The 20,219-nt window shown below is 73.8% G+C and carries 18 protein-coding genes and 1 pseudogene; 8 read left to right on the plus strand and 11 right to left on the minus strand.

Annotated features, from left to right (window positions below):
* From CG719_RS32435 to CG719_RS32445, 3 genes are all read right to left on the minus strand, one after another.
* Nucleotides 1-358: biotin/lipoyl-containing protein (locus tag CG719_RS32435; RefSeq protein ID WP_324839245.1), on the minus strand; the 358-nt coding region annotated here is incomplete at its 3' end.
* A 62-nt stretch (nt 359-420) separates the two neighbouring features.
* Nucleotides 421-1,809: a dihydrolipoyl dehydrogenase gene (gene lpdA / locus CG719_RS32440; RefSeq protein WP_100572276.1), complete on the minus strand. Its 1,389-nt coding sequence runs from the start codon at nt 1,807-1,809 to the stop codon at nt 421-423.
* A gap of 350 nt (nt 1,810-2,159) precedes the next feature.
* A complete protein-coding gene (locus tag CG719_RS32445; RefSeq protein WP_100572277.1) occupies nt 2,160-3,698 on the minus strand; it encodes a leucyl aminopeptidase in 1,539 nt (512 codons plus the stop codon).
* 339 nt (nt 3,699-4,037) lie between these two features.
* On the opposite strand from CG719_RS32445, the gene CG719_RS32450 reads away from it, so the two are divergent.
* The gene (locus CG719_RS32450; RefSeq protein ID WP_442802762.1) at nt 4,038-4,853 is read left to right on the plus strand and encodes an endo alpha-1,4 polygalactosaminidase; all 816 of its coding nucleotides are present in this window, start codon (nt 4,038-4,040) and stop codon (nt 4,851-4,853) included.
* 10 nt (nt 4,854-4,863) lie between these two features.
* Here the strand turns inward: CG719_RS32450 and CG719_RS32455 are convergent, their stop codons facing one another.
* Complete coding sequence (locus tag CG719_RS32455; protein WP_100572278.1) at nt 4,864-5,646, minus strand: adenosylcobinamide-GDP ribazoletransferase; 783 nt, start codon at nt 5,644-5,646, stop codon at nt 4,864-4,866.
* 75 nt (nt 5,647-5,721) lie between these two features.
* On the opposite strand from CG719_RS32455, the gene CG719_RS32460 reads away from it, so the two are divergent.
* Nucleotides 5,722-6,489, plus strand: a complete 768-nt coding sequence (locus CG719_RS32460) for a hypothetical protein (RefSeq protein WP_100572279.1) — start codon at nt 5,722-5,724, stop codon at nt 6,487-6,489.
* Between the two features lie 51 nt (nt 6,490-6,540).
* Here the strand turns inward: CG719_RS32460 and CG719_RS36910 are convergent.
* From CG719_RS36910 to cobT, 3 genes and pseudogenes are all read right to left on the minus strand, one after another.
* Nucleotides 6,541-7,215, minus strand: a pseudogene (locus tag CG719_RS36910) (hypothetical protein); the annotation flags it as partial.
* Nucleotides 7,212-9,008, minus strand: coding sequence for a phosphatidylglycerol lysyltransferase domain-containing protein (locus CG719_RS32470; protein ID WP_100572280.1), 1,797 nt, complete (start codon nt 9,006-9,008; stop codon nt 7,212-7,214). The gene CG719_RS32470 and the pseudogene CG719_RS36910, both read right to left, overlap by 4 nt.
* 348 nt (nt 9,009-9,356) lie before the next feature.
* Nucleotides 9,357-10,490, minus strand: coding sequence for a nicotinate-nucleotide--dimethylbenzimidazole phosphoribosyltransferase (gene cobT / locus CG719_RS32475; protein ID WP_234375872.1), 1,134 nt, complete (start codon nt 10,488-10,490; stop codon nt 9,357-9,359).
* A 143-nt stretch (nt 10,491-10,633) separates the two neighbouring features.
* Here cobT and CG719_RS32480 point away from each other — a divergent pair, with 143 nt between their 5' ends.
* Nucleotides 10,634-11,725, plus strand: a complete 1,092-nt coding sequence (locus CG719_RS32480) for a class I SAM-dependent methyltransferase (protein ID WP_100572281.1) — start codon at nt 10,634-10,636, stop codon at nt 11,723-11,725.
* Nucleotides 11,726-11,765: 40 nt separating this feature from the next.
* On the opposite strand, the gene CG719_RS32485 is transcribed toward CG719_RS32480, so the two are convergent.
* Nucleotides 11,766-12,971: a bifunctional adenosylcobinamide kinase/adenosylcobinamide-phosphate guanylyltransferase gene (locus tag CG719_RS32485; protein WP_199836871.1), complete on the minus strand. Its 1,206-nt coding sequence runs from the start codon at nt 12,969-12,971 to the stop codon at nt 11,766-11,768.
* Nucleotides 12,972-13,219: 248 nt separating this feature from the next.
* On the opposite strand from CG719_RS32485, the gene CG719_RS32490 reads away from it, so the two are divergent.
* The gene (locus tag CG719_RS32490) at nt 13,220-13,438 is read left to right on the plus strand and encodes a hypothetical protein (RefSeq protein ID WP_100572282.1); all 219 of its coding nucleotides are present in this window, start codon (nt 13,220-13,222) and stop codon (nt 13,436-13,438) included.
* A 42-nt stretch (nt 13,439-13,480) separates the two neighbouring features.
* Here the strand turns inward: CG719_RS32490 and CG719_RS32495 are convergent, their stop codons facing one another.
* The 3 genes from CG719_RS32495 to CG719_RS32505 form a co-directional block, all read right to left on the minus strand.
* Nucleotides 13,481-14,608, minus strand: a complete 1,128-nt coding sequence (locus tag CG719_RS32495; RefSeq protein WP_100572283.1) for a S1C family serine protease — start codon at nt 14,606-14,608, stop codon at nt 13,481-13,483.
* A 91-nt stretch (nt 14,609-14,699) separates the two neighbouring features.
* Nucleotides 14,700-15,410, minus strand: coding sequence for a class I SAM-dependent methyltransferase (locus tag CG719_RS32500; protein WP_100572284.1), 711 nt, complete (start codon nt 15,408-15,410; stop codon nt 14,700-14,702).
* An 83-nt stretch (nt 15,411-15,493) separates the two neighbouring features.
* The gene (locus CG719_RS32505; protein WP_100572351.1) at nt 15,494-16,093 is read right to left on the minus strand and encodes a DUF3043 domain-containing protein; all 600 of its coding nucleotides are present in this window, start codon (nt 16,091-16,093) and stop codon (nt 15,494-15,496) included.
* 295 nt (nt 16,094-16,388) lie between these two features.
* Between CG719_RS32505 and CG719_RS32510 the strand changes: the two genes are divergently transcribed.
* The 4 genes from CG719_RS32510 (at nt 16,389) to CG719_RS32525 (ending at nt 20,020) form a co-directional block, all read left to right on the plus strand.
* Nucleotides 16,389-17,204, plus strand: a complete 816-nt coding sequence (locus tag CG719_RS32510) for a PspA/IM30 family protein (RefSeq protein WP_234375873.1) — start codon at nt 16,389-16,391, stop codon at nt 17,202-17,204.
* A 54-nt stretch (nt 17,205-17,258) separates the two neighbouring features.
* Nucleotides 17,259-17,537 (plus strand): PspA-associated protein PspAA, encoded by a 279-nt coding sequence (gene pspAA / locus CG719_RS32515; protein ID WP_100572286.1) that lies wholly within the window; start codon nt 17,259-17,261, stop codon nt 17,535-17,537.
* 582 nt (nt 17,538-18,119) lie between these two features.
* On the plus strand, nt 18,120-19,340 hold the full coding sequence (locus CG719_RS32520) for a sensor histidine kinase (protein WP_100572287.1): 1,221 nt from the start codon (nt 18,120-18,122) through the stop codon (nt 19,338-19,340).
* The gene (locus CG719_RS32525) at nt 19,337-20,020 is read left to right on the plus strand and encodes a response regulator transcription factor (RefSeq protein ID WP_100572288.1); all 684 of its coding nucleotides are present in this window, start codon (nt 19,337-19,339) and stop codon (nt 20,018-20,020) included. Before CG719_RS32520 ends, CG719_RS32525 begins: the two co-directional genes overlap by 4 nt.
* Nucleotides 20,021-20,219: the final 199 nt, after the last annotated feature.

Consider the following 20,219-nt stretch of genomic DNA (forward strand, 5'->3'; position numbering starts at 1 on the left):
CGGCCGGAGCGGCGGGGGCGGGGGCGGCCGGGGCCTCGGCCACCGGGGCCGGGGCGGGCTCGGCGGCGGGGGCCGGAGCCTCGGCGGCGGCCGGGGCGGGGGCCGCCACGGGGGCGCCGGAGCCGTCGTCGATGACGGCCAGCTCGGCGCCGACCTCGACGGTCTCGTCCTCGGCGACCTTGATGGAGGCCAGCACGCCGGCGGCGGGCGAGGGGATCTCGGTGTCGACCTTGTCGGTCGAGACCTCGAGCAGCGGCTCGTCGGCCTCGACGCGCTCGCCCTCGGCCTTCAGCCAGCGGGTGACAGTGCCCTCGGTGACGCTCTCGCCGAGCGCCGGAAGGGTTACGGAAACCGCCATGGTTTCGGTTGCTCCTAACGAATTACGGAAGTCTGTGTCGTCGCGCCCGATGACGTGAGGCGTCAGTCGTGGGAGTGCAGCGGCTTGCCGGCCAGGGCCAGGTGGGCCTCGCCGAGCGCCTCGTTCTGGGTCGGGTGGGCGTGGATGAGCTGGGCCACCTCGGCCGGCAGCGCCTCCCAGTTGTAGATCAGCTGGGCCTCGCCGACCTGCTCGCCCATGCGGTCGCCGACCATGTGGACGCCGACCACGGCACCGTCCTTGACCTGGACGAGCTTGATCTCGCCCGCGGTCTTGAGGATCTTGCTCTTGCCGTTGCCCGCCAGGTTGTACTTCAGGGCGACGACCTTGTCCGCGCCGTAGATCTCCTTGGCCTTGGCCTCGGTGATGCCGACGGAGGCGACCTCCGGGTGGCAGTACGTCACCCGCGGAACACCGTCGTAGTCGATCGGAACGGTCTTCAGACCGGCCAGACGCTCCGCCACCAGGATGCCCTCGGCGAAGCCGACGTGCGCGAGCTGGAGCGTCGGGACCAGGTCACCGACGGCGGAGATGGTCGGGACGTTGGTGCGCATGTACTCGTCGACGAGGACGTAGCCGCGGTCCATGGCGACCCCGGCCTCCTCGTAGCCCAGGCCCTGGGAGACCGGGCCGCGGCCGATGGCGACGAGCAGGACCTCGGCCTCGAACTCCTTGCCGTCGGCCAGGGTGACCTTGACGCCGTCCTGGGTGTACTCGGCCTTCTGGAAGAAGGTGCCCAGGTTGAACTTGATCCCGCGCTTGCGGAAGGCGCGCTCCAGCAGCTTCGAGGAGTTCTCGTCCTCGACCGGGACGAGGTGCTTCAGGCCCTCGACGATCGTGACGTCGGTGCCGAAGGACTTCCACGCGGACGCGAACTCGACGCCGATGACACCGCCGCCCAGGATGATCGCGGACTTCGGCACGCGGTCCAGGACGAGGGCGTGGTCGGAGGAGATGATGCGGTTGCCGTCGATCTGCAGGCCCGGCAGGGACTTCGGCACGGAACCGGTCGCCAGGAGGACGTGGCGGCCCTGGACCCGCTGCCCGTTGACGTCGACGGAGGTCGGGGAGGACAGCCGTCCCTCGCCCTCGATGTAGGTCACCTTGCGGGAGGCGATGAGCCCCTGCAGGCCTTTGTACAGGCCCGAGATGACGTCGTCCTTGTACTTGTGGACGGCGGGCACGTCGATGCCCTCGAAGCTGGCCTTCACACCGAACTGCTCGCTCTCGCGGGCCTGGTCGGCGATCTCACCGGCGTGCAGCAGGGCCTTGGTGGGGATGCAACCCCGGTGCAGGCAGGTACCGCCGACCTTGTCCTTCTCGATCAGGGCGACGTCCAGACCCAGCTGCGCCCCGCGCAGGGCCGCGGCGTAACCACCGCTGCCACCGCCGAGGATCACTAGGTCGAAAACGGTGCTGGCGTCGTTCGCCACGTCACGTCCTCCATGCATGTGCGCCGTACGCCGGTCGTCGGTGACCGGCTGGCGGCTGGTGTCCGGCCGCTTGAGTTTCGGCCCTTCGGTGGGGGCCCTGTCCTGCCGACGCCCATCTTCGCACTTGTCGGGAGTGAACGAGACGCGGGGCTGGAGTGTGATACAGGCCACGTCCACGAGCCTCCGGGGGGACCGCCGGCCGAGGAGGAGGGGCGCGGTCACGGCCGCGCCGCGCGGGCGCGGCAGGCGCCCACACGGCAGGGCCGTCGTCCGGCGGACCGGACGACGGCCGTGAATCCGGCTCAGCCGAGGTCTGACTCAGCCGAGGTCTGACTCAGGCGAGGTCTGACTCAGCCGAGGTCGCCGGCGGCGGCGAGTTCGGCGAGACGCACCAGCGTCCGGACCGCCGACCCGGTGCCGCCCTTCGGCGTGTAGCCGAACGGAGCGCTCTCGTTGAAGGCCGGGCCCGCGATGTCGAGGTGCGCCCACGTGATGCCCTCGCCGACGAACTCGCGCAGGAACAGACCGGCGACAAGACCGCCGCCCATGCGCTCGCCCATGTTGGCCATGTCGGCGGTGGGGGAGTCCATCCCCTTGCGCAGGTGCTCCGGCAGGGGCATGGGCCACGCCTCCTCGCCGACCTCCTCCGCGGCCTCGTGGATGGCGGAGCGGAACGCGTCGTCGTTCGCCATGATCCCGAAGGTGCGGCTGCCGAGCGCCAGCACCATCGCGCCGGTCAGCGTGGCCACGTCGATGATCGCGTCCGGGTTCTCCTGCGAGGCGGCCCACAGCGCGTCCGCGAGGACGAGCCGGCCCTCGGCGTCGGTGTTGAGCACCTCGACCGTCTTGCCGCTGTACATGCGCAGCACGTCGCCGGGGCGGGTGGCGGAGCCGGAGGGCATGTTCTCGGCCAGCGCCAGCCAGCCGGTCACGTTGACCTCCAGGCCGAGCCGCGCGGCGGCGACGACGGCGGCGAACACGGCGGCGGCACCGCTCATGTCGCACTTCATCGTCTCGTTGTGGCCGGCCGGCTTGAGCGAGATGCCGCCCGAGTCGTAGGTGATGCCCTTGCCGACCAGGGCAAGGTGCTTCTTCGCCTTGGGGCTGGTGTACGACAGCTTGACCAGCCGCGGGGCCGACGCCGAGCCGGAGCCGACGCCCAGGATGCCGCCGTAGCCGCCCTCGGCGAGCGCCTTCTCGTCGAGCACCTGCACCTTCAGGCCGTGCTCCTTGGCCGCCTCCTCGGCGACGGCGGCGAAGGCGGCCGGGTTCAGGTCGTTCGGCGGGATGTTGATCAGGTCGCGGGCGCGGTTGAGCTCCTCGGACAGGGCGGTGGCGCGCTCGACGGCCGCCTTGAACGCCTTGTCGTCGGACGCGCCGCCGAGCAGCACGGCCTCGCCGAGCGGGGCCTTGCCGTTGCGGGCCCCGGCGTCCTTGCCGTTCTCCTTGTAGGCGTCGAAGGAGTACGCGCCGAGCAGCGCGCCCTCGCCGATCGCGGCGGCAGCGGCGGCGTCCGCCACCGGCAGCGCGAAGCCGGCCTTCTCCGTCCCGGCGAGCGCACGGGCGGCGGCACCGGCGGCCCGGCGCAGCGCCTCGGCGTCGTAGCCGGAGTCCTTCTCGGGGCGGGGGCCGAGGCCCACCGCGAGCACGAGCGGGGCCTTGAAGCCGGAGGGCGCGGGCAGCTTGGTCACCTCGCCCTCGGCACCGGAGGCGCCGAGGGTGCCCAGGACGTCGGCGAGCTTGCCGTCGTAGGCCTCGGCGACGGCCTCGGCGCCCGGGGCTACGACCAGGTCCCCGGACTGTGATCCGGAGTCCTTGGCGACACCGACGACGATCGCGTCGGCTTCCAGGCCGGGCGCCGCGGTGGTGCTGAGAGTGAGAGCAGTCACGGTGGTGAAATCTCGCTTCCCTGTGAAAGGTGGTTGGCCGAATTCGGGTGGGTCGACCGGGCCCGACCATAAGTCCTTCATACGGTGCGGTCTTCACCCGGGCAGGCAAACACCCGGCACGAGCCTACGCGCGTCACGGGATCGCACACTCCCGCGGGTGTTCACCCGAGGGAGGCGTCGCCGTCACATGCCGGTTCCGGCACCGTGGCCGGAACCGGCGCGTGACGGCCGCGGAGCGAGGCGCCGACCGCCCGCCGGGCGGGCAACCGACGTGCGCGGCAAGGCAATCGGAGAAGATCGTCGGACGTACGTCCGTCACGGCACCCAGGAGCCCGCCCGTTGAGAGCACTGATCCCGCGCGTCCTCGCGCCGACTGCCGCACTCCTGCTGCTCGCGGGCTGCGCCGCCCGCCCGGACGGCGACGGCGGCGGCGACGCCGCGGGCCGCCCGGCCGCCGCGCGCTGGCAGCCGCGTCCGGGCACGAGCTGGCAGTGGCAGCTCAGCGGCCGCCTCGACACCTCCGTACCGGCCGAGGTCTACGACATCGACGGCTTCGACCACCCGGCGGCCACGGTCGCCCGGCTGCACCGCGAGGGCCGCAAGGTGATCTGCTACGTCTCGACCGGCGCCTGGGAGGAGTTCCGCCCGGACGCGAAGAAGTTCCCGGCCTCCGTCCTCGGCCGGGGCAACGGCTGGAAGGGCGAGCGCTGGCTCGACATCCGCCGTACCGACGTCCTCGAACCGCTGATGGCGGCCCGGCTCGACATGTGCCGCGAGAAGGGCTTCGACGCGGTGGAGCCGGACAACATGGACGGCTACAAGAACCGCACCGGCTTTCCGCTGACCGCCGCCGACCAGCTCCGCTACAACCGCCTGGTGGCGAAGCTGGCCCACGACAGGGGCATGGCGGTGGGCCTGAAGAACGACCTGGACCAGATCCCTCAGCTGGTCGCCGACTTCGACTTCGCGGTCAACGAACAGTGCGCCCAGTACGGCGAGTGCACCGCGCTGAAGCCCTTCGTCGCGGCGGGCAAGGCGGTGTTCCACGCCGAGTACGAGCTGCCGACCAGCAGCTTCTGCGCGCAGTCGGGCCGGCTGAGGCTCAGCTCGCTGCTGAAGAAGTACGAACTGGGCGTGTGGCGCCGGACCTGCTGAGCCGGACCGCTCAGCGCAGGGCCAGGAAGACCAGCGCGGTGGTGGCGGCCGTCTCGGCGAGCGCGCCGAAGACGTCGCCCGTCACTCCGCCGAAGCGGCGCGTGCAGTGGCGCAGGAGGAGTTCGGAGGCGGCCAGGGCGGCGACCACCGCCAGCGCCGTGAGCACCCAGACGTGGGCGCCGAGGAACGCGCCCGCCGCCGTGGCGGCCGCCGTGACCACGAGGGCCGCGCCGATCGCGCCCGGCACCGGCACCACTCCCGCCACCGCGGCCCCCAGCCCGTCGGGGCGGGCGGCCGGCACCCCGGTGCGGGCGGCCAGCGTCAGGGCCAGCCGGGCGACCGTGGCCGAGACCACGGCGGCGAGCGCGCCGCGGGCCCAGGAGCCGTCGTAGGCCCGGCTCAGGGCGGCCGCCTGGGCGAGCAGCGCGAACACGAGCGTGATCACCCCGAAGGGGCCGATGTCCGACTGCTTCATGATCCGCAGCGCGTCCTCGGCGGGCTTGGCGCTGCCGAGCCCGTCCGCGGTGTCGGCGAGCCCGTCCAGGTGCAGACCGCGGGTCAGCGCCGCCGGTACGGCGACGGTGCCGACGGCGGCCAGCGGCGCGCCGGCGCCGGCGAGAAGGAGCAGCAGTCCCACGGCCGCCGCCGCGGCCCCGACCACGAGCCCGGCGAGCGGCGCGCAGAGCATCCCGCCGCGTGCCGCCCCGCGGTCCCAGCGGGTCACCCTGACCGGAAGGACGGTGAGGGTGCCGAAGGCGAACCGCGGCCCGTGCGACGTGGGGATCCTGAACACGCGGGCAGACTACGGGACCTGCGCGGGGCCGCCGGCGGGCGGGCGGGCGACCGGGGAAGGCGGCACACTGCATACATGGGTCACTGGCTGGAGCGGAACATCGTCGAACCCGGCAAGCTGCCCCTGCTCCTGGCCCTGGCCGCCTTCGTCCTGACCTTCGTGGTCACCCGGGTGATCACTCGCCTGATCCGTGCCGGCAAGGGCCCCTTCCGCAACGTCAAGGCCGGCGGGCTGCACATCCACCACGCCGTGCCCGGCGTCGTGCTGACCGTTTTCGGCGGTTTCGGCGTGGTGGCCAGCAGCGGCCGGCACCAGATCGGCACGGCGGCCTTCGCGGTCGTCTTCGGCGTCGGCGCGGGCCTCGTGCTGGACGAGTTCGCGCTGATCCTGCACCTGGACGACGTCTACTGGACCGAGTCGGGCCGCAAGAGCGTCGAGGTCGTGGTGCTCACCGCGGCGCTGGTCGGCCTGGTGCTCGCCGGTTTCTCCCCGTTCGGCGTCAACGATCTGTCGCAGGCCGAGCTGCAGGACCGCGGGGCGGTCATCACCAGCGTGGTCGTGAACTTCCTCTTCTCCCTCGTGGCCCTGAGCAAGGGCAAGGGCCGTATCGCGCTGTTCGGCGTGATCATTCCGTTCCTCGCGCTGTTCGGCGCGATCCGCCTGGCCCGCCCCGACTCCTACTGGGCCAGGCGCTTCTACCGCCGCCGCCCGCGCGCCCTGGCCCGGGCCGGCCGGCGCGCCGACCGGCACGACCGCCGCTGGTCGGGCCCCCGCCGGGCGTTCCAGGACTGGATCGCCGGCAAACCGGACCAGCAGCCGGCCCGCCTGCCCGGGCGCAGATGACACCTCGCCGGGCACGGGCGGCCCCTTCACCGGCGCGGACGGCGCCTTCACCGGCGCGGATGGTGCCCCGGCGTGCGGCGCCCGGCGTCGGGCCGCCGACAGCGCGCACAGGAGCAGCACCCCGGCGATCGCCGCCAGATGCTCCTTGCCGGCCAGGTTCTGCTTCAGGCCGACCTCCAGCGCCATGGCCGCGGCCACCGCGCCCGCCGTGACGTACGCGCCGTAGCGGCAGCCGACGTAGACCGCGAGACCCACCACGGCCGCCGAGGGGCCGGTGTCCACCACGTGCGCGTCCGTGCCGGGCAGGCCGAGCGGGTGGTCCGGGCCGAGGGCGACGCCCACGCGCGCGTACAGGGTTCCGGAGAGGGTGGCGACGTAGGCGACGGCGAGGGTACGCGGCCGGCCCAGGCAGATCTCGGCGATGCCGAACACGCCCAGGACCTGCGCCAGCGCCCCCCACACCGGCAGGTCGAGGGCCGGCACGAACAACGACAGGGGAGTGCGCAGCAGCGCGAGCCACAGCGGCTCCTCCGCCCGTACGGCCCCGAGGTGCTGCACCAGGCCGTAGCCCCAGGACTGGTTCTGCACCAGCTGGAGCACCGCCGTCAGGCTCACCGCCGCGGCGGTCATCGGGACGGCCCGCAGGCGCCGCCTCAGCAGCGGCTCGCGCACGGTGGCGTACAGCAGTCCCCATTCGGCGCGGGCCCGGCGGGCGAGTGCGGTCATCCGTGCGTCTCCAGGTGCCCTCGGTGCAGCCACTTCGGCGGTCGCGGCCCCTCCAGGAACCCTTCCGCGCGCGCCGCCGCGAGGCCGATGCGCAGCAGGTCCGCGCTCTTCTCGAAGAGCAGGAACCGCGGCTCCCAGATGGGCCGGTACTTGGCGTTCGCGCGGTACAGCGACTCGATCTGCCACCAGCGGGAGAACAGTCCGAGCAGCGATCGCCACAGCCTCAGCACCGGTCCCGCGCCGAGACGCGCCCCCCGTTCGAAGACCGAGCGGAAGACGGCGAAGTTGAGCGAGACCTGGGTGATCCCGAACTCGCGGGCCCGGCGCAGCAGGTCGAGGACCATGAACTCCATGAGTCCGTTGCCGGCGTGCCGGTCGCGCCGCATCACGTCCAGGGACAGCCCGTGCGGCCCCCACGGCACGAAGGACAGCAGCGCCCTGAGTTCGCCGCGGGCGTCATGGCACTCCAGCATCACGCACTGACCGTCCCGCGGGTCGCCGAGCCGGCCGAGCGCCATGCTGAAGCCGCGTTCGGTGGGGCCGTCCCGCCAGTCGTCCGCCCGGTCGGTCAGGTACGCCATCTCGTCCGCGGGGATGTCCTGGTGCCGCCGCACGCGCACCGAGTACCCGGCCCGTCCGACCCGGTTGTAGGCCTGCCGCACGGTGCGCATGGCCCGCCCCTCCAGGGTGAAGCCGTCGACCTCGACCACGGCTTCGTCGCCCAGTTCCAGGGCGTCCAGGCCGTGCCGCGCGTACACCGTGCCGGCCTCCTCGCTCGCGCCCATCACGGCCGGGATCCAGCCGTGCGCCCGCGCCTCGGCCAGCCATCCCTCGATGGCGCCGGGCCAGGCCTCCGGGTCGCCGATGGGGTCGCCGGAGGCGAGGCTGACCCCGCCGAGGACGCGGTAGGCGACGGCCGCCTTGCCGGTCGGCGACCAGATCGCGCTCTTGTCCCGGCGCAGCGCGAAGTAGCCGAGCGAGTCGCGCTCGCCGTGCCGGGCCAGCAGCTCCCGCAGCCGTCCGTCGTCGTCGGCGGTGAGCGGGTCGACGGCGCGGCGGGAGCGGAAGGCGGCGTACAGGACGGCGAGGACCAGGACGGTGGAGAGCACGTTGATCGACACGTTCACCCAGTTCGGGGTGTCGATGCCGGGGAAGCGGGCCTCGGAGGCGGCGACCGAGACCAGCCGCAGCGTGCCGTAGTGCCAGCGCTGGAGGTATGTCGAACGGGCCGCGTCCGGCGCCTGGTTGGTGACCGTCACCAGCAGCGTGGCGAGCAGCGAGGCGACCAGGAGTCCGCCGAGGCCGACGGCGGCGGCGAGCCGCGGGTTGGCGCGGTCGCCCTTGGCGTAGAACTCGCGGCGGCCGAGCAGCAGCGCGGCGACGAAGGCGGCGGTGAGGGCCAGGGAGATCCAGTTCTGCGCGGAGCCGCGGATCTCCGGGAAGGTCATGGTGAACGCGAACAGGACGAGGAACGCCCCGGACAGGGCCAGGTTCAGGATCCAGGCGGCCCGTTTGCGCCGCCGCATGGTGATGGCCAGGAAGGCGGCGAACACGCCGGAGGCGAAGCCGGCGGTCAGCAGGTACGGCGTGAAGAGGTCCTCCTGGTTGTGCCGCCGCACGTCCCGCTCCAGGGAGACCCACACCGCGCTGAGGAAGTTGACGAACGCGGCCGCCCGCAGGTACCAGACGGCGAACGCGGCCGCCCGCCGTGAGGTCCCGCCGCCCGGCCGTCCCGCCTCGGCCACGCGAACCGGCACCCGCTCCTCACGCACGGCAATTCGGGCATCTCCCATGAACAGTGATCATATGGGCGCCTCCTGGGTGACCCTCCCTTTTCACCCGCCGTCCGTGCGCGAGGAGACGCGCCGCCGGTTGGAGGCGCCCGCACTCGCGTGGCTGATCACCGTGTCCCCGCGCGACCGACGCGGATACGCCACGCGGGCCGCGCCCGGGGCGCGGCACAGGCCCCTGCCGTGCCCGTGCCGGGCCTGGCGGGGGCCTGTGCCGGCCGTGGCCGATGTCGGTGACCGGTGGGCCGGCGGCCTGCGCGGCGGTCGTGGCCGGCGGCCCCCCCCGGCCGTGTCGGCTGCCGTGCCGGCCGGGGGTTCCGGCGAGGGGAGGATGCGCCGGTTGGCCTGCGGCTACTCCTCGGTCGTCTTCTCCTCCGCCTGCCCGTCCTCGGTCGCTGCGGCCTCGGCCGGTCCGGGCTCCGGGGCGGCCGAGGGCTTCTCCGGGCGCTCGGGGAGTTCCGCGGCCAGGGCGGCGGCGCTCTGGACCAGGGGGAGGGCCAGCAGCGCGCCCGTGCCCTCGCCGACGCGCACGCCGTGGTCCACGAGCGGTTCCAGGGCCATCCGGTCCAGGGCCTTGGCCTGGCCCGGCTCGCCGCTGTCGTGGCCGGCCAGCCACCAGTCCGGCGCCCGGAACGCCACCCGCTGGGCCACCAGCGCGCACGCCGCCGACACCACGCCGTCCAGGATCACCGGCAGCTTCCGCACCGCGCACTGCAACAGGAAGCCCGTCATCGCGGCGAGATCGGCGCCGCCCACCGTGGCCAGCAGCTGCAACTGGTCGCCGAGCACGGGCCGGGCCCGGCGCAGCGCGTCCCGGATCGCCGCGCACTTGCGCATCCACGCCAGGTCGTCGATCGGCTCGCCGCCGCGCCCCGTCACCACCGACGCGTCCGTCCCGCACAGCGCGGCGATCAGCACGGCGGCCGGCGTGGTCCCGCCGACGCTGACATCGCCCAGCACCACCAGGTCCGTACCGGAGTCGGCCTCCTCGTCGGCCACCGCCACACCCGCCCGGAAGGCCGCCTCCGCCTCCTCCAGGGTCAGGGCGTCCTCGACGTCGACGCGCCCGCTGCCGCGCCGTACCCGGTGCCGTACGACATCCTCGGGCAGCGACTCGGGCGCGCAGTCCAGCGCCATGTCGACCACCCGCACCGGCACGCCGAGCCGCCGGGCCAGCACGGACACCGGCCGGCCGCCGTCCAGTACCGCCCGTACCAGCCGTTCGGCACTGCCCGCGGGGTGGACCGACACTCCCAGTTCCGCGACGCCGTGGTCGCCGGCGAACAGCACCGCCTTCGGCCGTTCGACCGGCCGCACCGCCACGGCGGCCTGCGCCGAGGCAAGCCACTCACCCAGGTCGTCAAGGCGGCCCAGCGCACCGGGCGGCACGATCTGACGCTCCCGGCGCGCCTCGGCGTCACGGCGCACGCCGCCGTCCGGGCGCTCGATCAGATCGGTGAAGTCGTCGAGATTCAGCGAGCTCATTCGCTGAACAGTACCGGCCCCGATTCCACCGGACGGCGCCACATCGCCACCACACCCGTACGGCGTCTTTCCGGCCAAGATCCGGATCCCATACGTTCCCTTTGCAGCGACTTGTTCTCACAGTGACCCACCGGGAGCCGCCCATGCCGCCCCTGCCGTACGCCCCGGGGTTCTACGACCCGCGCCGCCTCGCCTACGCCGCCGAACTCGCCCAGGGCACCGGCCGTTTCCAGGAGCCGCCGCGCCCGGACTGCCCCTGGTGCGGCTCCCGGCGGCTGCGCACCCGGCTGCGCGCGCCGGACCTGCTCCAGCACAAGCCGGGCACGTTCGCGGTCGACGAGTGCCGCGACTGCGGCCACGCCTTCCAGAACCCCCGGCTCACGGCGGCCGGACTGGCCTTCTACCACCGGGACTTCGACGAGGCCGGCCCAGAGAGCGTCGCGGGCCTCGCGGACCCGGTGCTCATGGCCCGCCGCGGCCGCCGCCGGCACCGCTCCGACGCCCGTCTGATGAGCCACCTGGGGGAGCCGGAGAGCTGGCTGGACGTCGGCACGGGCCACGGCCACTTCCCCGGCGCGGCGCAGGAGGTGTTCCCGTACACCGCCTTCGACGGCCTCGACCCCACCCAGCGTGTGGAGCGGGCCCGCGAGCGGGGGCGGGTCGAGGAGGCCCACGTCGGGCACCTGACCGACCCGCACATCGCGGAGCGGCTGCGCGGACGCTACGACGTGGTCAGCGTCTTCCACCATCTGGCCCATGTGCCGGACCCCCGAGCGGAGTTGCGGGGCGCCCTCACCGCGCTGCGCCCCGGCGGGCACCTGCTGATCGAACTGCCCGACCCGCACTGCCTGTCCGCACGGCTGCTGGGCCGGTGGTGGCTGCCGCACGGCCAGCCGCGCCATCTGCACCTGCTGCCGCTGGACAACCTCCGCGCGGAACTGGAGTCCCAGGGCTGCGCCGTCGTCGTCACCGACCGACGCGCCCCGCACCGGCCCAACGACCTCTCGGCGGCCGCCGCCCTGCTCCTCGCCCATGTGCTGCCCGCCGCCGACGCCCCCTGGCGCGACACCCCGCCCACCGGCCTCCAGCACAGCCTGCGCACCGCCCTGACCGCCCTCACCGGCCCCCTGGTGAAGGCGGTGGCGCTCCTGGACCTGCTCCTCTCGCCCCTCTTCCGCCGCGCCCCCGGCCTCTCCAACACCTACCGAGTCGTCGCCCGCCGGGCCCCGAGCTGACACCGGCCGGTCCTCCGTCCGGCCCGCCGCCCGGACCGGGTCAGCCGCGCAGCACCAGCGCCTGGCCGGCCACCACCAGCAGGACGTGTTCGCACTCGGCGGCGAACGCGGCGTTCAGGCGGCCGAGTTCGTCGCGGTAGCGGCGGCCGGAGGCGGTGGCGGGGACGATTCCGGAGCCGACCTCGTTGGAGACCGCCACCACGGTGCGCCGGGTGGCGCGCAGGGCGCCGGTCAGGGCGGTCACCCGTTCGCGCAGGGCGCGTTCGCCGCCGCCCGCCCACTCGGCGTCGTCCCAGGCGCCGACGGAGTCCATCGCGTCCGTCAGCCACAGCGACAGGCAGTCGACGAGCAGCGGCGGGCCGTCCTGCGCGAGCAGCGGCACCAGGTCGCACGTCTCGGTCGTGCGCCACGAACCCGGCCGCCGCTCCCGGTGCGCCGCCACCCGGTCCGCCCACTCGGTGTCCCCGCCGCGGGTGCCGCCGGTGGCCACGTACAGCACGCCGGGGAAGCTCTCCAACCGCCGCTCGGCCTCCACCGACTTGCCCGAACGCGCCCCGCCGAGCACCAGCGTGCGCCGGGGAACGTCCGGTACGTCCGATTCACGCGCCCCGACCGTCAGCGTCGTACCGTCCGGCACGGCCCGCGCCCCCGCCGCCGCGAGCCGCCGGCGCAGCTCGTCACCCGGCGGCACGTCGTGGTCGAGGTGGACCGCGACGACGTCCGTGGCCGGCCCCACCGCGCCGACCGCCCGCAGCCTGGCCGACGCGTCGGGGCGCCCCAGCACGTCCGCCAGGAGCATGTCGTACGTCTCGGCGGAGCCCTCCTCCAGACCGGCCGGCGCGCCGCCCGGCGGCAGGTACAGCAGCCGCCGGCCGTCCGGGCCGGTCACCGCGTACCCGGTGCCGGGAGCGTCCAGCGCCACCGCCCGCACCCGGTGCCCGCTCGGCAGCGTCAGCTCCCGCCCGTCCGGCACCCGCCCCGGTTGCGGCAGCCCGGCCGGCACCTCGAGCGCCGGACCGTCGTGCGGGTGCGACAGCAGCACGTGCCCCACCTCGCCCAGCGAACGCCCCGCACGCGCCGCCGCGAACGCCGCGCCGGGGGTCAGGTCCAGCAGCAGGACCCCGTCCACGAGCAGCGCGGTCGCCGCCCGCGCGTCCGCGCCGAGCGCGGTCGCGCAGGCCGCGCAGGGACAGTCGGGGCGGGGCAGTCCCGCGGGGGCACCGGTGCCGAGCAGAGTCACGTCCACGGACCCGATTTTCGCCTGCCGCCGCCGGAGGCGCGCATCCGGCCGGGGTCTGTCCGGCGACGGGCGCGGAAAGCCGGCGCCCGCCGCCGGACCGCGGCGCGCATGCCGGATCCCGTGTCCTGGGCATGATCCACCGCACAGGCGGGAAGCTCGCGAGAGGCCCGCCTGCCGCGGCACTAGGCTGCGGGCAGAGGGCCGGACCGGGTCCGGCCCGCGCTGTGCAGTGTGCTCATACCAGGGAGGCGTACATGGCGGCATGGACGTGGCGGTTCGAGACGACCGACGGGACGGAGGTCCAGCCCGCGGTGCAGCCCGAGGAGTTCACCACGCAGGGCGACGCCGAGTCCTGGATCGGGGAGAACTGGAAGGCACTGGCCGACGGCGGCGCGGACCAGGTCCGGCTGTTCGAGGACGCCAAGGAGATCTACGGCCCGATGAGCCTGCACGCGGACGAGGCCTCGGCGTAGAGCCTGGGGCCCGGGCGGCCGCCGGTGGACGGCCGCCCCCGCTCACTGCTCGCCCAGCGTCACGTCCACTGTCTTCCGGTTGTTGTCGCGTGAGTACGTCACCGTCGTCCGCTGCCCCGGCCGGTCGGCGGCGAGCGCCTCCGACAGCGAGGTGATGGTGGTGATGTTCCTGCCGCCGACCTTGGTGATGATGTCCCCGGACCGGATGCCCGCGCGCGCCGCGGCCCCGCCCGACTTCACGTCCACCACCGCGACCCCGGCGGGCTCGTAGTTCACGTCGACGACGGTGCGCCCGGTGATGCCGAGCGCGGCCCGGCCGGAGTCGACGACCTTGCCGTACCGCACGATCTGGCCGGCGATCGTCTTCACCGTGGACGCCGGGATCGCGAAGCCGATGCCGGGCGCCGCGCTGCCGCCGAGCTGCGGATCGGCGGCAGCGAGTGTCGGGATGCCGATGACCTGGCCGTTCAGGTTCACCAGCGCGCCCCCGCTGTTGCCCGGGTTGATCGCGGCCGACGTCTGCACCATGCCGGCGATCGTCGCCCCCGTGCCGCTGTCGCTCTGCCCCTCGCTGACGGTGCGCCCGGTCGCCGACACGATCCCCTGGGTCACGCTCGACGACAGCCCGAGCGGTGAGCCCATGGCCAGGACGATCTGCCCGACCTCGACCTTCCCCGACTCACCGAACGTGGCCGCCTTCAGCCCGTGGGGCACCCGGTCCAGCTTGACGACGGCGAGGTCCTGGTCCGGATACGAGGAGACCAGCGTGGCCGTGAGCGACGCCTCGCTGTTCGCCGTGGTCACGCGGAACGTCTTCCCGGTCCCGACGACGTGCGCGTTGGTGACGATGTGTCCCTTGTCGTCGTACACGACCCCGGACCCGAGCTGGTTGCCGGACTGGATCTGCACGACCGACGGCAGCGCCTTCTTGATCACCCGCAGGTAGTCGCTCTGCAGGTCGTTCGCCGCGGTCGAAGCGGCCGGCCGCCGGACACCGGCGGGGTCGGGCCCACCGGAGGTGTCCGACCCGCTGGCCGCCGCCTGCGGGTCGGCCGCCGGGTGGCACCCGGACAGCACCGCGGCACAGCAGACGAGCACGGCGAGCACAGCGACCGACCGCGAAGCACGGGCACGGGCACGGGCACGGGCACGCACGGGAAAGACATCCATGCCCCGAGTCTCTCCACGCCCCGCACCCCCGGCTCCCGGTACGCACCCGAACGGGCGGCGAGCACGGGCGGCCGACGCCGGGCCCGGATCGTCAGCCGCGCACCCCGCACAGATGCAGCAGTGCCGCCACCGCGCGGTAGGGGTCCGTGCGGCCGGCTCGTTCCTCCGCTGCCAGGAGGGTTTCCAGCGTCTCGGTGTCGGCCGGCGGCTCCGCGTCGTCCGCGGCCGTGTCCGTGAAGACCCGCACGCCGTACCAGGTGCGCAGCGGCGCCCCGATCCCGGCGAGGGTCGCCGTCAGGTGGGCGAGGCGGTCCGCCCGCACCTCGAGGCCCAGCCGGTTGCGGTACGCCGTCGTGTCGAACGCCGTCAGCGCCGTCGGCCACTCGCCGGACAGTCCCGGGCGCAACGCCAGCGCGTCGCCGTTGCGCACCAGCAGCGACAGCAGGCCGCCCGGCGCGAGCATCCGGGCCAGCCCCGCGAGCAGCGGGTCCGGCTCCTCGATGTACATCAGCACCCCGTGGCACAGCACCACGTCGAAGCTGCCCGGCAGGAAGTGCACGCCGGTGTCCTGGCCGTCGCCCTCGACGATCCGCATCCGGGCCCGGATGCCCTCCGGCTCGGCGGCCAGCGCGGCACGCGCCACGGAGATCATCGTCTGGTCCCGTTCGAGACCGGTGACCTGGTGCCCGGCCCGGGCCAGCCGCAGCGCCTGCGTGCCCTGGCCCATCCCCACGTCGAGCACGCGCAGCCGCTGCCCGACCGGGTACCGCCCGGCTATCTGCTCGTCGAGCTGCCGGGCCACCAGTTCCTGTCGTACGACGTCACGCAGCCCACCCAGTTTGTTCAGCCAGGCGTCCGCGGCATCCTCGGAGAAAGCGGTCGCGCTCAGGGCCGCTCCCCGCGCTTGACCTGCGGCTTGGGCAGCCGGAGCCGGCGCATCTGGAGGGAGCGCATCAGGGCGTAGGCGACCGCGCCGCGCTTGTTCTGGTCCGGGAAGCGCTCGCTCAGGCGCTTCCTCAGCCGGAAGCCGCTGACCGCCGAGTCCAGCACGATCAGGGCGATCACCACGAGCCACAGCAGCAGCGCGATGTTCTGCAGCGCGGGCACCCGGATCATGCTCAGCACCAGGATGACCACGGCCATCGGCAGGAAGAACTCCGCGATGTTGAACCGCGAGTCGACGAAGTCCCGCGCGAACCGGCGCACCGGGCCCTTGTCGCGGGCCGGCAGGTAGCGCTCGTCGCCGCTGGCCAGCGCCTGGCGCTGCCGCTCCAACTGGACTCGGCGCTCCTCGCGCTGCCGCTTCGCGGCATCCTTGCGCGTCATCGACGTGTTGGCGACACTGCGGCGCTGGGAACGCGCCTCACTCCGCTTGGGTGTGGGGCGGCCCTTGGGGGCCTGCGGGTCGCGGGACTGCTTGGAGAAGCTCACCGGTGCCTTGTCGGCGACCGGGGCCTTCTCTTCCTTGGCACGGCTACGGAACACAAAACCCAAGGGTACGGGCTTGACCCGCATGGACCCCAGTCCCGCGGGGAACGATCCGGCAACACCGATCGTCTGTAGGGGGACAGAGGGGACGTCGCGACCGCTGTCGCCCGTCGCTCAGGGGGCAACCTCCTCCCTGCGCGGGAGCGGAAACGGACGCAGTCGTCCTTGGGGATGACCGTATCCGCTCCCGAACAGTGCGGTAATGGTCACAGGGCCCGTACTGTGGGTTCTGTCGCAGAGCTGTGAGCTGGAGTCCGTCAGAAGGGGGCGCGCGAAGCCCATGAGCGGTGTCATGAAGCGTATGGGGATGATCTTCCGCGCGAAGGCGAACAAGGCCCTTGACCGGGCCGAGGACCCGCGCGAGACCCTCGATTACTCGTACCAGAAGCAGTTGGAGCTGCTTCAGAAGGTGCGGCGCGGTGTCGCGGACGTGGCGACCAGCCGCAAGCGCCTGGAGCTCCAGCTGAACCAGCTGCAGCAGCAGTCCGGCAAGCTGGAGGACCAGGGCCGCAAGGCGCTCGCCCTGGGCCGTGAGGACCTGGCCCGCGAGGCGCTCTCGCGCCGCGCCGCGCTCCAGCAGCAGGTGACGGACCTCCAGACGCAGCACGCCACGCTCCAGGGCGAGGAGGAGAAGCTCACCCTGGCGGCCCAGCGCCTGCAGGCCAAGGTCGACGCCTTCCGTACGAAGAAGGAGACCATCAAGGCGACCTACACGGCGGCCCAGGCGCAGACCCGGATCGGCGAGGCGTTCTCCGGCATCTCCGAGGAGATGGGCGACGTCGGCCTGGCCATCCAGCGGGCCGAGGACAAGACCGCGCAGCTCCAGGCCCGGGCCGGCGCGATCGACGAGCTGCTCGCCTCCGGCGCCCTGGACGACCCGTCCGGGCTGGCCAAGGACGACATCCAGACCGAGCTGGACCGGCTCTCCGGTGGTACGGATGTGGAGCTGGAGCTCCAGCGCATGAAGGCGGAGCTGGCTGGGGGTACCTCCCAGGCTATTGGCTCTGGGGGAGGGTCGTCCGGGGACCGGCAGGCGATCGAGGGCGGCGCGGGCGAGAGCCGGAACCAGCAGCAGCCGCAGGACACCCCCCGCTTCGACAAGCAGTAGCCGCGTCGAGGCAGCCATGTCACCGACAGCCGGGGCCACGCCGAGGAGGGCGACATGATCGTACGGATCATGGGAGAGGGACAGGTGAGGCTGGCCGACGGCCACCTCGCCGACCTGAACAAGCTGGACGACGAACTCCTGGCCGAGATGGAGAAGGGCGACGGCCCCGGCTTCCGTCGCACCCTCGCGGCCCTGCTGTCCAGGGTCCGCGAACTGGGCGAGCCCGTGCCGGACGACTCCCTGGAGCCGTCCGACCTGATCCTCCCCTCCGCGGATGCCACCCTGGAGGAGGTCCGGGACCTGCTGAGCGACGACGGCCTCATCCCCGGGTGAGAACAGGCTGAGGCCGGTCGGGGCCCGGGGGAGGTCCGGATAAGGCCCCCGGTGGCGTCACGGTGACGAGCGACGGCCCGTCCGGGCGGCACGGCAGCCCCCGGGCGGGGCCCGCATCGCAGGCGGCCGCCGTCTCCGCGCCGGACACCGCCGTCCCCGTCCCGGATTCCGCGGTGCCCCGCGCCGGACGCTGCGGTCGTCCGCGTCCCGGATTCCGCGGTGCCCCGCGCCGGACGCTGCGGTCGTCCGCGTCCCGCACTCCGCCGTGCCCCGCGCCGGACGCTGCGGTCGTCCGCGTCCCGCACTCCGCCGTGCCCCGCGCCGGACGCTGCGGTCGTCCGCGTCCCGCACTCCGCCGTGCCCCGCGCCGGACGCTGCGGTCGTCCGCGTCCCGCACTCCGCCGTGCCCCGCGCCGGACGCTGCCGTCGTCCGCGTCCCGGATTCCGCCGTCTCCACGCCTCACCCTGACGTGTTCCGCGGTGCCCCGCGTCGGCCGCTGCCGTCCCCGCGCCGGACTGCGGCGTTCCCGCGTCGGACGCCCCAGTCCCCGTGCGGCGCGCCACCCCGTACCGTAGGCAGGCGTGACCACCCTCGATCGCGCCCGATGCCGGCTGAAGGCGCACCCCCTCGCACTGGACGCGGCCCTCGCGGCCGGTGTCCTCGTGTGCATGGTGGTCGGCTCCTTCGTGGGCCCGCGCGGCGACCACGTCGTCAGCTGGGGCGTGCGCAGGCCGGACCTGCTCAGCATGCTCCTCATGGTCCTGGGCGCCGCCGCCCTCGTCCTGCGGCGCCGCGCCCCCCGCGCTGTCCTCGCCGCCACCGGCACCATGTCGGTCGTCGAGTTCGTCACCGGGGATCCCCGCGCTCCCGTCGCCATGTCCGCCGTGGTCGCCCTCTTCACCGTCGCGGCCGCCACCGACCGCCTCACCGCCCTGCGCCTGGGCCTGGCCACCATGACCGTGCTGACCGGCGCCGCCATGCTCGCCGGGCCGATGCCCTGGTACGCGCAGGAGAACCTGGCGATCTTCGCCTGGACGGGGATGGCCGCCGCCGGAGGTGACGCCGTACGCAGCCGCCGTGCCTTCGTGCACGCCATCAGGGAACGCGCCGAGCGCGCCGAGCGCACCCGTGAGGAGGAGGCCCGCCGCCGCGTCGCCGAGGAACGCCTGCGCATCGCCCGCGACCTGCACGACGTCGTGGCCCACCACATCGCCCTGGTCAATGTGCAGGCCGGGGTCGCGGCCCACGTCATGGACAAGCGGCCCGACCAGGCCAAGGAGGCACTCGGGCACGTCCGGGAGGCCAGCCGCTCCGCGCTCGACGAACTGCGCGCCACCGTCGGCCTGCTCCGGCAGTCCGGCGACCCGGAGGCCCCCACGGAACCGGCCCCCGGCCTGAACCGCCTCGACGAGCTCGTCGGCACCTTCCGCAACGCCGGACTGCACGTCGAGGTCGCCCGCGCCGACCACGGCACCACCCTGCCGGCCGCCGTGGACCTGGCCGCGTACCGGGTCATCCAGGAGGCCCTCACCAATGTGCACAAGCACGCGGGCACCCGGGCGAAGGCCGAGGTCAGCGTCGTGCGCGTCGGACCGCACATCGAGATCACGGTGCTGGACGACGGGGCCGGCCGGACCGCGGGCACGCAGCCGGGCGGCGGACACGGGCTGCTGGGCATGCGCGAGCGGGTCACCGCCCTGGCCGGCACCCTCACCACCGGCCCCCGCTACGGCGGCGGCTTCCGCGTCCATGCGATCCTGCCGGTCGAGACCCGCACGCGCGCCCCGGGGGACCCCGTATGACGATCCGTGTCCTGCTCGCCGACGACCAGGCGCTGCTGCGCAGTGCCTTCCGGGTGCTCGTCGACTCCGAGCCGGACATGGAGGTGGTGGGGGAGGCGTCCGACGGCGCGGAGGCCGTACGGCTCGCCAAGGAGCAGCGGGCCGACGTGGTGCTCATGGACATCCGGATGCCCGGCACCGACGGCCTCGCGGCCACCCGCATGATCAGCGCCGACCCCTCCCTCGCCCAGGTGCACGTGGTCATCCTGACCACCTTCGAGGTGGACGACTACGTGGTGCGGTCGCTGCGCGCGGGCGCCAGCGGCTTCCTCGGCAAGGGCAGCGAACCCGAGGAACTGCTGAGCGCCATCCGGATGGCGGCGAAAGGGGACGCGCTGTTGTCCCCGCTGGCCACCAAGGGCCTGATCGCCCGCTTCCTCGCCCAGGGCGACGCGTCGGACGACGACCGCGACCGGGCCCGCCCCACCCGGCTGGACGCGCTGACCGTGCGGGAGCGCGAGGTGCTCGTCCAGGTCGCCGGCGGCTACTCCAACGACGAGATCGCCGAGCGCCTGGAGGTCAGTCCGCTGACCGTGAAGACCCATGTCAACCGGGCCATGGCCAAGCTGGGCGCCCGCGACCGGGCCCAACTCGTCGTCATCGCCTACGAGTCAGGACTGGTCCGACCCAGGCCGCAGTGAGCGGCCCCCGCGGCCGCGCCCGGCCCGGTACGTCCAGGGGTGGAGCGCCACGCACACCGCGTACTGCGCAGGGAGTAGGAGCCGCCGCGGAAATGGACCAGGGGGCTACGGATCCGCGTCCGCGCGTGCCCGAAGGTGTAGGGGTGGCGCTCCCTGTGTGCGCCCGTGCCGCCTGCCGCTCACAGAATAGAGACCCTGA

Source organism: Streptomyces sp. CB01373 (genome assembly GCF_002803075.1).
Classification (GTDB): Bacteria; Actinomycetota; Actinomycetes; order Streptomycetales; family Streptomycetaceae; genus Streptomyces.